Origin of the sequence: Arthrobacter ginsengisoli (genome assembly GCF_031456935.1) — a bacterium.
Taxonomy (GTDB): Bacteria; Actinomycetota; Actinomycetes; order Actinomycetales; family Micrococcaceae; genus Arthrobacter; species Arthrobacter ginsengisoli.
Map to the genome: position 1 here is coordinate 228,838 of NZ_JAVDVQ010000005.1, position 15,186 is coordinate 244,023.

General features: G+C 66.9%; 10 protein-coding genes and 2 tRNA genes. 9 read left to right on the top strand and 3 right to left on the bottom strand.

The window, feature by feature from the left end:
- The first annotated feature begins 103 nt into the window (after positions 1–103).
- From J2X01_RS08305 to J2X01_RS08315, 3 genes are all read left to right on the top strand, one after another.
- The gene (locus J2X01_RS08305) at positions 104–3,079 is read left to right on the top strand and encodes a UPF0182 family membrane protein (protein ID WP_310055507.1); all 2,976 of its coding nucleotides are present in this window, start codon (positions 104–106) and stop codon (positions 3,077–3,079) included.
- A 179-nt stretch (positions 3,080–3,258) separates the two neighbouring features.
- Positions 3,259–3,332: transfer RNA gene (locus J2X01_RS08310), tRNA-Met, on the top strand.
- Positions 3,333–3,488: 156 nt separating this feature from the next.
- Positions 3,489–3,562 (top strand) — tRNA-Met (locus J2X01_RS08315).
- 71 nt (positions 3,563–3,633) lie between these two features.
- Here J2X01_RS08315 and J2X01_RS08320 read toward each other — a convergent pair.
- From J2X01_RS08320 to J2X01_RS08330, 3 genes are all read right to left on the bottom strand, one after another.
- Complete coding sequence (locus J2X01_RS08320) at positions 3,634–5,073, bottom strand: cryptochrome/photolyase family protein (protein WP_310055512.1); 1,440 nt, start codon at positions 5,071–5,073, stop codon at positions 3,634–3,636.
- Positions 5,074–5,232: 159 nt separating this feature from the next.
- Complete coding sequence (locus tag J2X01_RS08325; RefSeq protein WP_310055515.1) at positions 5,233–6,018, bottom strand: PspA/IM30 family protein; 786 nt, start codon at positions 6,016–6,018, stop codon at positions 5,233–5,235.
- Between the two features lie 134 nt (positions 6,019–6,152).
- Positions 6,153–8,198: a TPM domain-containing protein gene (locus J2X01_RS08330; protein ID WP_310055517.1), complete on the bottom strand. Its 2,046-nt coding sequence runs from the start codon at positions 8,196–8,198 to the stop codon at positions 6,153–6,155.
- Between the two features lie 319 nt (positions 8,199–8,517).
- Between J2X01_RS08330 and J2X01_RS08335 the strand changes: the two genes are divergently transcribed.
- From J2X01_RS08335 to J2X01_RS08360, 6 genes are all read left to right on the top strand, one after another.
- Entirely contained in the window at positions 8,518–10,197 is a 1,680-nt protein-coding gene (locus tag J2X01_RS08335) for a S1C family serine protease (protein WP_310055520.1), read from the top strand.
- A gap of 268 nt (positions 10,198–10,465) precedes the next feature.
- Positions 10,466–11,266 (top strand): electron transfer flavoprotein subunit beta/FixA family protein, encoded by an 801-nt coding sequence (locus tag J2X01_RS08340; protein WP_310055614.1) that lies wholly within the window; start codon positions 10,466–10,468, stop codon positions 11,264–11,266.
- Positions 11,267–11,280: 14 nt separating this feature from the next.
- Positions 11,281–12,234, top strand: a complete 954-nt coding sequence (locus J2X01_RS08345) for an electron transfer flavoprotein subunit alpha/FixB family protein (RefSeq protein ID WP_310055522.1) — start codon at positions 11,281–11,283, stop codon at positions 12,232–12,234.
- Positions 12,235–12,238: 4 nt separating this feature from the next.
- Complete coding sequence (locus J2X01_RS08350) at positions 12,239–13,018, top strand: PIG-L deacetylase family protein (RefSeq protein WP_310055524.1); 780 nt, start codon at positions 12,239–12,241, stop codon at positions 13,016–13,018.
- Positions 13,019–13,092: 74 nt separating this feature from the next.
- A complete protein-coding gene (locus tag J2X01_RS08355; protein ID WP_310055527.1) occupies positions 13,093–13,626 on the top strand; it encodes a gluconokinase in 534 nt (177 codons plus the stop codon).
- 55 nt (positions 13,627–13,681) lie between these two features.
- The gene (locus J2X01_RS08360) at positions 13,682–15,085 is read left to right on the top strand and encodes a GntT/GntP/DsdX family permease (RefSeq protein WP_310055617.1); all 1,404 of its coding nucleotides are present in this window, start codon (positions 13,682–13,684) and stop codon (positions 15,083–15,085) included.
- Positions 15,086–15,186: the final 101 nt, after the last annotated feature.

Below are 15,186 nucleotides of genomic sequence, written 5' to 3' on the forward strand. Positions count from 1 at the left end.
GGGGCCGACGGTCGCTTCACGGCAGCAACTTTGAGTTCCGGCCAGGAAGCGCCGCACTGATAACTGAATCCAGTAACTGTCGACCAGCTATGAGGTACCGAGTTTGTCCCGTCCCGCCAGCCCAGTCCCGCCCGGAAGACCCCAGCAACGACGAGGCGCACTGACGCCGACGTTGATTGTTGTCGCCTTGATCGTGGTCGGCTTCATCTTCTTCGCCAATGTCTGGACGGACGTCCTCTGGTACCAGCAGCTAGGCTTCTTCGAAGTCTTCGTGACCGAGAACGTGGCACGGATCGTCATCTTCCTGGTTGGATTCGCGCTGATGTTCTCCGCCGTGTTCTTCGCCATCAGGATCGCCTACCACGCACGACCCGTGTACGCGCCGGACTCGGACATCCGGGACAACCTCAACCGCTACCAGGTACAGCTGGAACCGGTCCGCCGCGTTGTCATGGTCGGCCTGCCCATCCTCTTCGGGTTGTTTGCCGGAAGCGCCGCGGCCAGCCAGTGGCAGAAGGTGCTCCTGTTCCTGAACCAGGAATCCTTCGGCCAGAACGATCCGCAGTTCGGGCTCGACATCAGCTTTTACCTGATGACCCTGCCCTTCCTGGGCTTCGTTACCGGATTCCTGATCAGCGTCACCATCGTCGCCGGTATTGCCGGCGTCCTGACCCATTATCTCTACGGCAGCATCCGGATCATGGAACGCGGCATCTTCACCAGCCGGGCGGCGCAGATCCACCTTGCCGTCTCCGGCGCCGCCTTCCTGTTGCTGCTGGGCGTCAACTTCTGGCTTGACCGCTACGCCACCGTGCAGAACAGCGGCGGTCGCTGGGCCGGTGCTTTGTACACGGACGTCAACGCCGTCATCCCCACCAAATCCATTCTGGCCGTGGCCGCGGCCCTCGTTGCCGTGTTGTTCATTGTCGCCGCGGTGATCGGCAAGTGGCGGCTGCCCGTCATCGGTACTGCCATGCTTGTCATCACCTCGATCCTGGCCGGTGGCGTCTACCCCTGGGTGATCCAGCAGTTCCAGGTCCGCCCTTCGGAGCAGACGCTGGAGAAGCGGTTCATCGAGCGCAACATCGCCATGACCCGCACGGCGTACGGCCTGGATAAAGTCCAGGAGACGAGGTACAACGCCACCACCGTCACCACCACGGGCGCCCTCGCTCCCGATGCGCAGACCGCCGCCAACATCCGGCTGCTGGATCCGAACCTCATCTCGGACGCCTTCTCCCAGCTCGAGCAGTACCGGCCGTACTACCAGTTCCCCAGCGCCTTGAACGTGGACCGCTACGAGATCGACGGCAAGATCCAGGACACCGTCATCGCCGTCCGCGAGCTCAACCCGGACGGGTTGAGTGCCAACCAGCAGTCCTGGCTGAACCGGCACGTCGTCTACACGCACGGCTACGGTGTCGTCGCCGCCAAGGGCAACAAGTTCACCGTCGACGGCAAGCCCGATTTCCTGCAGTCCGGAATCCCGTCCACCGGCGTGCTCGGCGATGACTCGACGTACCAGCCGCGGGTCTACTTCGGCGAGAACTCGCCCGACTACTCGATCGTCGGAGCGCCCGAGGGCTCCCAGCACCGCGAGCAGGACCGGCCGGCAGCCAAGGAAGGCGACGGCGAAACGCAGTACACCTTCACCGGAGACGGCGGACCGAACGTCGGCAGCTTCTTCAACAAGGTCCTCTACGCCATCAAGTTCCAGTCTTCGGACCTGCTGCTTTCCGACGGCGTGAACGCCGAGTCGCAGATCCTTTACGACCGCAATCCCCGCGAGCGGGTCGAGAAGGTTGCCCCGTACCTCACGGTGGACGGAAACGCGTACCCGGCCGTTGTCGACGGACGGGTGAAGTGGATCGTGGACGGCTACACCACCAGCCAGTACTACCCCTACTCGCAGCAGGAGCAGCTCTCCGAAGCCACCGCCGACTCGCAGACTACCGCGGGGCGGACTGCTTCGCTGCCAAACACTTCCGTCAACTACATCCGCAACTCCATCAAGGCCACGGTGGACGCCTACGACGGCAAAGTGACGCTCTACGCCTGGGACGACCAGGACCCGGTCCTGAAGGCATGGCAGAACGTCTTCCCGTCCTCGCTGAAGCCGTTTTCGGAAATGTCCGGGCAGCTTATGAGCCACGTCCGCTACCCGGAGGACCTGTTCAAGGTCCAGCGCGAACTCCTGGGCCGCTATCACGTCACCCAGGCGGACAACTTCTACACCAACAATGATGCCTGGAGCGTCCCGAACGATCCGACCGTCCAGGACGAGGTCAAGCAGCCCCCGTACTACATGTCACTGAAAATGCCTGACCAGGAGAAGTCCGCGTTCCAGCTGACGTCGTCATTTATTCCGCAGGTGGTCAACGGAAACGCCCGCAACGTGCTCTACGGCTTCCTGGCCGCGGACTCCGACGCGGGCAAGGAGAAGGGCGTGAAGGCGGAGAGCTACGGCCAGCTCCGGCTCCTCCAGATCCCGCCCGAAGCCAATGTTCCCGGCCCCGGCCAGGCACAGAACAAATTCAACTCTGACCCCACCGTGTCGCAGGCGCTGAACCTGCTGCGCCAGGGTGCCTCGGCGGTCCTCAACGGGAACCTGCTGACGCTGCCGGTTGGTGGCGGCATGGTGTATGTGCAGCCCGTTTACCTCCGGTCCACGGGCGAAACGTCCTACCCCACGCTGCAGCGCGTCCTGGTGGCGTTTGGTGACAAGATCGGATTCGCGCCGACCCTGGACGAGGCCCTGAACCAGTTGTTCGGCGGTGAGTCAGGTGCAAGTGCCGGCGACTCGGCCAACAACGGGCAGACGCCCGCGACGCCGGGCACCCCGGCCGCTCCGGGCAGCACCGACGCCAAGGCCGAGTTGAAGGCCGCCCTGGACGATGCCAATGCCGCCATCCGTGCCGGCCAGGAGGCCCTCGCGAAGGGCGACTTCGCCGCGTACGGGGAGCAGCAGAAGAAGCTGTCCGCGGCCCTGCAGCGGGCGATCGACGCCGAAGCCAAGATCGCCGCGACGCCGGCGGCGACCACTCCGGAGGCAACCCCGGCCCCCACGCCGAGCAGCTGACGCGCGGCTAAGCCAGACAGGTCGAACCGCTGCACGGCCGAAGGCCGGGTTGGCGCTCCAGCGGAGCGCGAACCCGGCCTTTTCGGTGGCACCGGGTGCCGTCTCCGGCCCCGGGAGACGCACATCACGCCCCCTCGATTTGGCCTCATGTTCACCGGAAGGTAGAGTTGATCTTGCGACGCGGGGTGGAGCAGTTCGGTAGCTCGCTGGGCTCATAACCCAGAGGTCACAGGTTCAAATCCTGTCCCCGCAACTGAAGGGAAGGTCCGGAACACTGGAAACAGTGTTCCGGACCTTCTGCTTTAAGGGGTTAGCGGCCCAAATGTGGGGGTCTCGCCGGCCGCGGGGGATTAGCGGCCAGGGCGGTGGTTCGGGCGGCTCCAAAAGTAGGGTAGTGTTGATCAAGCGACGCGGGGTGGAGCAGTTCGGTAGCTCGCTGGGCTCATAACCCAGAGGTCACAGGTTCAAATCCTGTCCCCGCAACTGAAGAAGAAGGAAAGGCCCGGATCTGCTGATCCGGGCCTTTCCTTTTGCCCCCGGCACGCGTGGCGGTGCTAGCCGTCCTTGAGCCGCTGGTAGGTCTCCAGCGCCCTGGCCCGGGACTCCGGCAGCCCGACGATCGGTTCCGGGTAGCCCGCTGCCAGGCCGCCGGCCTTCCACGGTTCGTGGATCGCCTTGTCGTCCAGGCCGGACAGCTCCGGGAGGTATTCGCGCAGGTAGCGGGCGCCGGCGTCGAACTTCCTGCTTTGGGTGACCGGGTTGAAGATCCGGAAATACGGCGAGGCGTCGGCGCCGGATCCGGCCACCCACTGCCAGTTCGCCGGGTTGCTCGCGGCGTCGGCGTCCACCAGGGTGTCCCAGAACCAGGCTTCGCCGAGCCTCCAGTCGGCCAGCAGGTTCTTGACCAGGAAACTCGCGGCTGCCATCCTGACCCGGTTGTGCATCCAGCCGGTCTGCCAGAGCTGGCGCATGCCGGCGTCGACGAGCGGATAGCCGGTGCGGCCCTGCTGCCAGGCCGCGAGTTCGGCGTTGGAGGGCGCCTGCCAGGCGAAGCGGTCGAACTCGGGCCGGTAGTTCCGCGTGGCCAGCTGCGGGTTCTCGTAGAGCAGCTGCCAGCAGAACTCCCGCCAGCCGAGTTCGGAGCGGAAGATCCCGACGTCGGCCGGTGCCGAGTGCGGAAAGCGTTCGCGCAACGCGTGCCAGATCCGGAAAGGGCTGATTTCGCCGAACCGCAGATGCGGGGAGAGCCGGCTGGTTCCCTCGACCCCCGGGACGTCCCGGCCGGTGCCGTAGTCTTCAGCGGGTCCATCGAGGAAGTCCGCCAGGCGCTGCCAGGCTCCGGCTTCCCCGGGCTGCCAGGTGGTCGCGAGGCCGCCGCTCCAGTCCGGTCTGCGGGGCAGCAGCCGCCAGCTGTCCAGGGCGTCGCCGGCGGGAGGCCTGCCCCCCGCGTCCGTGGAAGGGGCCGGGAGGCGCTCCGGGGCATCCAGCGGGAGCCGCGGCTCGGAACCGTCGAGGCAGGCGCGCCAGAAGGGCGTGAAGACCTTGTACGGTCCGCCCGCCCCGGTCCGCACCGTCCACGGCTCGAACATCAGGTTCGCTTGGAAGCTGGCCGCCTTGAGACCGTGTTCCGCCGCCCAGTCCTTGACTCCGGCGTCCACACGGCGTTCGGGGCCCCCGTAGCGGCGGTTCCACAGCACCGTGGAGGCCCCGGTTTCGAGCGCGAGGTCCCTGATGATGTCCGTGGCCGGGCCGCGGCGCAGCAGCAGCCTGGATCCGGCGGCCTCCAGTGCGGCGGCGAGGTCGGTCAGTGAATGGTGCAGCCACCATTTCGTGGCACCGCCCAGGGGCCGCACGCCCGGGGAGTCCTCGTCCAGAACATAGACCACGATCAGCGGCTGTCCCAGCGAGGCCGCTTCGCTCAGGGCGGGGTTGTCGTCCAGCCGGAGATCGTCGCGGAGCCAGACCAGGGTCGAAGACGGGGAGCCGGAATCCATGGATCCACGGTACACGCGGAGCCGCCCCAGGCCGCGCCACAACGGCGGGCCCCGTCCGCGACGACGGAGGCCGGGCCCGGTGACCGTCCGTGGACGATCCGGGCCCGGCCTCTGGCCTGTCCGGTGTCAGGGTCCGGCGGAAACGCGCCGGGGGAGTGCCTACAGCTTGTCGAAGTCTGTTTCGTCGACGGTCGAACCGGCGGGGCGGCTTTCACCGGCGCCGATGGCGGCGGGAGAGGTGCCGGATTTCAGCGCGGCGAGCCGGGCCTCGATCTCGGTCTGCTCGCCGAGGTCCTCCAGCGAGTTGAACTGTGCGTCCAGGCTGGAGGCGGCGAGTTCCTGCTGGCCGCGCACCTTGGCTTCCTCGCGTCGGATCTTCTCTTCGAAGCGGCCCACCTCGGACGTGGGATCCATGAAGTCGATGCTCTTCATGGCATCGTGCACCTGGGTCTGGGCCGCGGCGGTCTTGGAGCGGGCCACCAGCTCGTTGCGCTTGCTGGTGAGCTCGTTGAGCTTGCCCTTCATCTGGTCCAGGCCGTGCTTGAGCTTGTCCACGACCTCGGACTGGGATGCGATGCTTGGCTCGGCGGACTTTGCTTCGTTTTCCGCGGACATCTGGCGCTGCAGCGCCACTTTGGCGAGGTTGTCGAACTTCTCGGCGTCGCCAATGTCGCCTTTGGCGCGGTACTCATCAGCCTTGCGGGACGCAGCGAGGGCCTTTTTGCCCCAGTCCTGGGCATTCCTGATGTCCTCGTTGTAGTCGTCCTGGAGCATCCGCAGGTTGCCGATGGTCTGGGCCACGGCCGACTCGGCTTCGGCGATGTTGTTGGTGTAGTCCCGGACCATCTGGTCCAGCATCTTCTGCGGGTCCTCCGCCTGGTCCAGCAGGGAATTGATGTTGGCCTTCGCCAGCTGCGCCATGCGGCCGAAAATGGACTGCTTCATGGTGTTACCTTTCGTCCTGCTCAGTGGTTCCCACTGAATTTCGGTGAACAGAGAAATGTACCGCTTCTATCCGCCGGCCGGAGCGTTCCCGCCGGCGCCTAGTCTGTGTAACCCGGTTGTTGGCCACGGGTTGTCTAGAAGTCGCCGCCGCCGCCAAAGTCGCCGCCCCAGCCGCCGCCGGAATCGCCGCCACCGCCCCAGCCGCCACCCCAGCCGCCGCCGGAATCGCCTCCGCCCAGGCCGCCGCCTCCGCCGCCACCATGCAGGATGGAGTTGATCAGGATGCCGCCGAGGATGGCGCCGCCCAGGCCTCCGCCTCCGCCGCCGCCGAACATTCCGCCCCGGCCGTAGCCCTGGTTGGCGTAGCCGCCGAAATGGTCGACGTCGGACTGGGCCAGCTGTGCCGCCTGCGCCGCCAGTGCGTGCGCCTGCTGGGCGTACTGCAGCGCCGTGACCGGGTCGGTGCGGGAGATTGACAGTGCGTAGTCCAGGTTCCGCTGGGCCTCTGCCAGACGGGTTCGGGCCTCGGTGCCCACGCCGCCGCGGCGGGCCGTGATGTAGTCCGAGGTGGCGCTGATCTGCGCCTGCGCGGACATGATGCTCTGCTGCAGCGACGCCTGCGCACGGCGGATCTGTTCCTGCTGGTCACGGATGCCGGAAAGGGCAGTATCCAGCGACTGGTGCGCCGTCTCGACCCGCTCCAGAGTGGCAATCGGATCGATCTTGCCGCCCTGGATTTCGGCCTTGACCTGCGCCAGTGCCGCTTCCACCGCGGCGACCGGCCCGGCCAGCTCGGGGTGCGCCCCGGACTGGATCAGGGCCCGGGCCTGGGCCAGGTCCTGGGAGGTGTCGACGACCGCGGACTCAAGGCCGCTGCGCGCCTCATCGAGGCTCCCGGCGACCTTTGTGATGGCACCGATCAGCACGTTCGTCTGGTGCAGGCTCTCTTCCGCCGCCCGGACGGCGACGGCCGCGAGGCTACCTTCGCCGGCGGTGAGTTTCTCCCGGGCGGTGACGGAGGCGTTCTGTACGAACGCGAGCCTTTCCTTGGCCTGGGTGATGTTGTCGGCCACCTGTACCAGCGCGCCCTCGGCGTACTTGCCCCGCAGTTCCGTCAGCAAATGCTCGGCGCTGGCGATCCTTGCTTCCGCCTCACCCGCGCCGGTGCTGACCGCGGCCAGGGCCTGCGGGGCGTTCTTCTCCAGCTCCCGCAGTGAATCGAAGTCGGTTTTCTGCTCCAGCAGGGAGCCAAGCGCGGCCTCGGAACGGCGGATGATCTCAGTCAGCCAGGCCCGCTGCTGCTCCTCGGTATCGGGGATGTGGTCATCGAGTTGCTGCTGCAGTTTGAACGACTCGGACATGTGCCCCTTGGCGTCCTGCAAAGCCTTCGTGAAGTTTCCGACGGCGGCGTCACCATATTGTGCCTGCGCGAAGCCAAGCTCCTGCTCGCTGGACTTGATGGCGTCGTCGGCCTCGATCAGGAGTGAGCCGCTCTTGCGGCGCAATTCCTCGACCGTGAGCCCGGCCAGCGGATCCGGCTGGGCCCCCTGCGGGCCGTTGCCCGCCGCCGCTCCCGCGGCGGCCTTCTTCCGGCGGTTGCGGAGGTAGAGGTACGTGCCTGCGCCGCCGGCCGCGACAACACCGATGCCAACCAGCACGGCGTTTCCGGCGCCATCTTCAGACGGGACAGTACCTTTGCCTCCGCTGGCGGCATCGCCGATGGCTGCCGCGCTGTCGATGGCTGCCTGCGCGTAGTCTCCCTTGCGCAGGTTCGGGTCAACCGCGCTGGACACGATGGTGTCGCGCTGGGCGTTCGTGATCTTACTGTTCGATGGCTTGCTCAACTGGTACTGGCGGGTGTCCGTGGCAACCGTCAACATCATGGCATTGGCGCCAAGGTTTGCCTTTTCCGCCACCTCGGTGGCCCAGGCAACCCGGTCGGTGGGGTTCTCGAATTTCTTCACGTAGACGACGTGGTACGTCATCGCGTGGTCGGTGCCGAGCTGCTGGATGGCCTGTTCCACCTCGCCCCTCCGGTCGCGCAGGACGCCGGCGGAGTCAACCACCTTCGTGACGGGGTCGAGCGTAACCGGATCTTCAGCGAGGGCCGGGGCGGCGGGAAGCGCCAGCAGCCCGGCGACGCCAAGAACGGCGAGGAGACGTTTATAGGTAGACCGCATGTGCAACCCTTCGGCACTTCTGCGACCAGTTCGGGCCGAACCGGTCGTCACAGAATGCAGCAGCGCCCCCACGCAGATGTAAAGCCGCAGGTCGCTGTGGCAATTCCATTTGATTCTATGGTGCACCCAATTGGCAGTCCACCGGCGGGAATATGCCACCAGCGAAAAGCGCTTAAGGTGGTCAACAAAGCCGTCAGCAGCCCCGGCAGCAACGCTGCCAGCAGCCATTCGTGGCGTTCAGCAACCTCCCAGCAAACGTGCGCTCTAGTATCAGTGAGATCGTCCATAGTTAATACAAACGAGGATGAAAGGAAGTCTTATGTCTGAGAACCCAGCGCAGGGCGCGTCACCAGAGAACCGGGAGCCTGCCACGCCGAACGAGGGCACTTCGGGGCGCCCCCAGGCTGCCCCGGCGCCGGACTCAGCACAGGCGAATCCGACCCTCCGGCTGGACCCGGCTGCGGACAACGCCCCGCAGCCGGTCTACCCGCAACACCGGCCGTCCTACGGCCATCCCCCGGCACCGGAGACGCAGCAGTTCGATGCCGCGCAGGAGCGCGTCCAGCAGGGCGCTCCCGGCCAGCCCAACCCGCAGCAGAACCACGGATACGGCCAGGCCGGGGCCAACCCGGCATTTGGCCTTCCGCAGCAGGCGCACAGCCAGCAGGGAAACGTCCAGCACGGCCAGGCCCCATACAGCCAGGTCCCGTACGGCCAGCCGCAGTACGGCGGCTTTGGCGGCAACCAGCCAGGTTCGCCGTACGCGTCCAACCCTGCCCACGCCCCCAAGCGCAAGGCTGCCTTCGGTGTCCCGACCCTGGTGGCCAGCATCCTCGCCGCTGGCCTGGTCGGCGGCAGCGTGGTCGCCGGGACCACCCAGCTGTTGGGGGACCGGGCCATCACGTCCCTGGGTTCCAACAGCAGCAGCAGCCAGGCCGGCCCTGTGATCGTGAACAACAGGGATGACGTGAATGCCATCACCGCGGCCGCGGTGAAGGCCACTCCCAGTGTGGTCACCATCAAGGCCACGAACGGCAGTGAGGGCGGCACCGGCTCCGGCATCATTCTGGACGGAGAAGGCCATGTCCTCACCAACACCCACGTCGTCACCCTCGACGGCACGGCGGCGAACGCCTCGATCGAAGTCCGGCTCAGTGACGGCAAGGTTTACAGCGCCAAGATCGTCGGCACGGATCCGCTGTCGGACCTCGCGGTGGTGCAGATCCAGAACGCCTCCGGCCTGGTCCCGGCAGTGCTGGGCGACTCCGGCAAGCTGAACGTCGGCGACACCGCCGTCGCGATCGGCTCGCCCCTGGGCCTCACGGGGACCGTCACTGACGGCATTGTCTCGACCCTGAACCGCACCATCAGCGTTGCCTCGTCGGCAGCTCCCAAGAACAGCGCGGACAGCCCGCAGGGCGGTGACCAGGGTTTCCAGTTTGCCCCGCCGGACGGCGGGCAGGGTCAGACCAACACCAACCAGGGCAGCATCTCGATCAACGTGATCCAGACCGACGCAGCCATCAACCCCGGCAACTCCGGCGGTGCCCTGGTCAACACGAAGGGCGAGATCATCGGCGTGAATGTCGCCATCGCCTCGGCGAGCGGTGACTCCTCGGCCAGCGGCAACATCGGCGTTGGGTTCAGCATCCCGATCAACCACGCCAAGCGGGTCGCGCAGGAGATCATCAGCAACGGCAAAGCCACCCACGGCCAGTTCGGCGTGAGCGTGAAGCAGAAGACCGCGAGCTCCTCGGCTTCCGGCTTCTCCGTCGGGGCCGAGGTCGCCACCGTTGAAGCCGGCTCCGCTGCCGACAAGGCCGGGGTGAAGGTCGGCGACGTCGTGACAAGGTTCCAGGAACTCGCCATCAGCGATCCGAACCAGCTCACTGCCGCCGTGCGCGAGCAGCCGGCCGGGGCATCGGTCAAGGTCATCGTCGTCCGCGACGGCAAAGAACAGCAGCTCGACGTGACCCTCGGCGCAGCCGCCGAACAGTAAGCGCAGCCGCCGAACAGTAAGCGCAGCCGCCGAACAGTAAGGCTGGCAGGGATCCAAGCCGAAAGGCCGGGCAGCACCACAAGGTGCTGTCCGGCCTTCGCACTGCGGTGCGCGGCCCTGACACAGGCCTTAACCCAAGCCTCGCCGGCCACCCCCGATATGGTTAGCTAGGAACTACCCGGCACTCCCCGGTGTTCCGTGGCCACGACCCCACCCGGCTGGCTGTCCACCCGCATGGAAGGCTGCTGTAAACACAGTGGAAGAGACATTGAAGATCATCGTGCTGGTCAAGCACGTCCCGGACGCCCAGTTCGACCGTCACCTTACCGGTGAGGGCCACACCACGGACCGCTCCGAGAGCATCCTGTCCGAACTGGACGAGTACGCCCTCGAAGCCGCGCTGCAGCTGACCGAGGCCCGGGGCGGGGAAGCGGCCGGCAACAAGGTCATTGCCCTGAGCATGGGACCCGCCGGTGCCGTCAACGCAGTGAAGAAGTCCCTGCAGATTGGCGCCAGCGAAGGCGTCCACCTCTGCGACGACGCGCTGGCCGGGTCCGACGCCGCCGCCACCTCGCTCGCGCTGGCCGCAGCCATCCGCCACCTCGGCGCTGACACCCCCGCAGACCTCATCATCACCGGCATGGCCTCCACCGACGGCGAAACGTCCCTGGTCCCCGCCCAGCTCGCGGAGCGGCTCGACCTGCCGCAGCTCACCTTCGCGTCCTCGCTGGAGCTCGACGGCGGCAAACTCATCGCCCGCCGCGACGGCGACTCCCACGCGGATACGGTCGAGGCCACCCTGCCCGCCCTCGTCTCGGTTACGGACCAGATCAACGACCCCCGGTACCCGAATTTCAAGGGCATCATGGCGGCCAAAAAGAAGTCCATTACCACGCTGAGCCTTGCCGACATCGGCGTCGACCCGGCGCACGTCGGACGGTCCGGGTCCTGGACCGCCGTCGAATCCGCCGAAGCACGCCCGGCACGCACCGCCGGCACCATCATCACCGACGAGGGCGACGCCGGCATCAAGCTGGTTGAGTTCCTGGCCGCCCAGAAGCTGCTCTAAGGGGATTCTCAGACATGGCAAAAGTACTGGTATTCATTGACAACCCCGGTCAGGCCCTGAAGAAGGCCAGCCTGGAGCTGCTCACCATGGCCCGGTCCCTGGGCGAGCCTGCGGTCGCCTTCAACGGCGACCTGCACAACGACGTCGCGGAAACCCTCGCGGCCTATGGCGCCCAGGCGGTCTACCGGCCTTCAGTGGCGGACCTCGACGACTACCTCGTCGGTCCCAAGGCCTCCTACCTGGCTGCCGCGGTGCAGACCGCCGGTGCCACTGTCGTCCTGACCGAGAACTCGGCGGAGGCCAAGGAAGTCGCCGCGCGTCTCGGCATCAAGCTCGGGGCCGGCGTGATCACCGACGTCGTCGCGGTGGACCCCGACGGAACCGCGCACAAGTCCGTTCTGGCAGGTTCCTATCTGACGGCCGCGAAGGCCACGACCCCGGTCGCCGTCCTGACGGTCAAGGCCAACAGCCTCACGCCTGAACCGGCCGTCACGGGCACGGCGCCGGCTTCCGTTACCGTGGACGTGCCGGCGGGTGCAACCACGGCCGCGGCCCGGATCACGGCCCGCAGCGAGAAGGCCGCCAGCGGCCGCCCGGATCTTGCCGAGGCGCGGATTGTTGTCGCCGGCGGCCGCGGCGTCGACGGCAACTTCGGCCCGGTGGAAGAGCTCGCCGATGCCCTCGGTGCGGCCATCGGGGCTTCGCGCGCCGCAACGGACGCGGGCTGGATCGGCCACGACGCGCAGATCGGGCAGACCGGGAAGACCGTTTCGCCCCAGCTGTATATCTCAGCCGGCATCTCGGGGGCCATCCAACAGAAGGCCGGAATGCAGACCGCCAAGGTGATCGTCGCCGTGAACAAGGATGCCGAGTCGCCCATCTTCGAGATCGCCGACTTCGGCATCGTCGGGGACCTCTTCCAGGTCCTGCCGCAGGCCACTGCAGAAATCAAGAAGCGCCGGGGCTGATTCCTTGAACACCGTTGCCGCGCAGGCGCAGAGCCCGTTCGATCCGGACCGCCACCGGATCGAGCGGGTGCTTTGTTTCGCCGCGCACCCGGACGACATCGACTTCGGCGCCGCCGGCGCCATCGCCGCCTGGACCGCCGCGGGTGTCCAGGTCAGCTACTGCATCATGACCGACGGCGACGCCGGCGGCTTCGACCCCGGGCAGCGGGACGAGATTGTCCGGCTGCGGAACGAGGAACAACGCCGGGCCGCCGCCCTCGTCGGGGTGACCGACATTCACTACCTGCACGAGCGCGACGGCTACCTCGAGCCCTCGCACGGGGTGATCCGCGACGTGGTGCGGCTGATCCGGCAGCTCCGGCCCGACGTCGTGCTCTCGATGCACCCGGAGCGGGACTGGAGCAGGCTCCAGAAAAGCCATCCGGACCATCTGGCGGTGGGGGAGGCAGTGACCCGGGCGGTGTATCCGGCACTGGAGAACCCGTTTGCGTATCCGGAGCTGGCAGCAGCCGGGCTGGAGGCCTACAAGCTGCCGTGGCTGTGGCTCTTCGCGGGCCCGGCGGAACGCGACAACCACTTCGTCGACGTCACGGAACATGTCGAGGGCAAACTCGCCGCGATCCACGTCCACGTCAGCCAACACCCCGACATCGAGGCCATGGACCGCACCGTCCGCGGACTCATGCACTGGACGGCGGAACGCGGCGGATTCCCGGCCGGTCGCAGCGCCGAGGCGTTCCACGTCGTCACAGTCAACGGCCCCGGGACCATCGCCGGCTTCTAGTGTTGCCCCCCGCTGTCCTCTCCTCTAAGCTGGCCTCTGTTTAAATCATATTTAATTGAGGAAGGCAGACTTTAATGGCGAAGACTGCGCAGCACCCCGTACTTGTCATCATGGGCGTCTCGGGATCAGGAAAGTCCACCGTGGCCGGGCTGCTGGCCGGCCGGCTCAGCTGGGATCTCGCGGAAGGCGACGACCTGCACCCGCCGGCGAATGTGGCCAAGATGCACGCCGGACAGCCGCTGACCGACGAGGACCGCTGGCCCTGGCTGGAGAGCATCGCCGGGTGGATCCGTGCCCACACCGCAGCCGGGACGCCCGGCGTCGTCACGTGCTCCGCGTTGAAAAAGCGCTACCGGGATGTCCTGCGCGGCGACGGTGTGGTGTTTGTTTTCCTCGACGGCGCCAAGGACCGGATCTCGGACCGGCTGGCCTCCCGGCACGGGCACTTCATGCCCCCGGCATTGCTCGAGTCCCAGTTCGAGGCACTCGAAGCGCCGGGCGGGGACGAAACCTACATCAGCCTCAGCGTCTCCGCCACACCCGCGGAAGAAGCCCAGGAGATCATCGACCGGCTGGGTCTCGGCGACGGCGGCGCCACCAGCCAGTAGCCATCCTGCCAGTCCGTCCACCAGTCATTCCAGCTAGGAACACCCTTTGCACACTCTGTTAGCCCTGCAGCATCCGGCTGCCGTTGAGGCGGCGGCCGGTATCAACACCCAACTGTTGCTCATCGCGGGCCTGGGCATCGCCCTGCTCGTGGTGCTGATCGCCAAGTTCAAGTTCCACCCCTTCCTGGCCCTGATTCTGGGTTCCGGATTCGTCGGCCTCGCCGCCGGCGTGGAACCGGCCAGGGTGATCGCCAACTTCGAGGACGGTGTGGGCGGCGTCCTGAAGGAAGTCGGGCTGCTCGTCGCGCTCGGCGCGATGCTGGGCAAGCTGCTTGCCGACTCCGGCGGTGCCAACCGGGTGGTCGACACCCTCCTGGCCAAGGCCACGGGGAACAAGCTGGTCTGGTCCATCACGCTCGTCGCTGTGATCATCGGCCTGCCGATGTTCTTCGAGATCGGGCTCGTCCTGCTGCTGCCGGTGATCGTGCTGGTCACCCAGCGCTCGAAGATGCCGCTGATGCGCATCGCGATCCCGGCGCTGGCCGGCCTGTCCGTGCTGCACGGCCTGGTGCCGCCGCACCCGGGACCCCTGATCGCGATCAGCGCCGTCAAGGCTGAACTGGGGACCACTTTGGCCCTCGGCATCCTCGTCGCCATCCCCACCGTCATCATCTGTGGCCCGCTGTTCTCGCGGCTGGCAGCGCGGTGGGTGCCGGTGGGAGCGCCCGCCGTCGCCGGCGGCGTCGACACGGTGCACGGCGCGGACATGGAAGGAGTCAAACGCCCGCCGAGCTTCCTCGTCACGCTGCTGACCATCCTCTTCCCGGTGGTGCTCATGCTCCTCAAGGCTGTCGTGGACATTATCTGGCCCGATCCCAGGACGGCCCCGGCCATCCGGATGTTCTTCGACTTCGTCGGGCAGCCGCTGGTCGCCATGACCCTGGCCGTCCTGCTCGCGATGGTGACCTTTGGCTACGCCGTGGGTCTCAACGGCGCCAGGATCACGAGCAAGATCGGTGCCAGCCTCGGCCCGATCGCGGGGATCCTCCTGATCGTCGGTGCGGGCGGCGGTTTCAAGCAGACCCTGATTGGTGCCGGGGTGGGTGATGCCGTGAAGGCGTGGGCCGAGGGGGCCAACATGTCCGTCCTGGTGCTTGGCTTCATCGTGTCCGTCGCCCTGCGCCTGGCGACAGGATCGGCCACCGTCGCCACCGTGACGGCCGCCGGCATCGTGGCACCGCTGGCCAGTTCGCTGCCGCCGACGCACGCAGCCCTGCTGGCACTCGCGATCGGCGCCGGCTCGCTGTTCTTCTCGCACGTGAACGACGCCGGATTCTGGCTCGTCAAGGAGCTGTTCGGACTGACGGTGGGCCAGACGTTCAAGACCTGGTCCGTGATGGAGACCCTGATTTCGGTAGTCAGCTTCGGCTTGATCATGCTGTTGTCGCTCATCATCTAGCCGGCTAAGCCGCCAAGCCAGCCCGGGACGCAAACCAAAAGCCGCGCGGGCGTTGAACCTTAAGTAAGGATCAACGCCCGCGCGGCTTTGTTGGGTCGCGG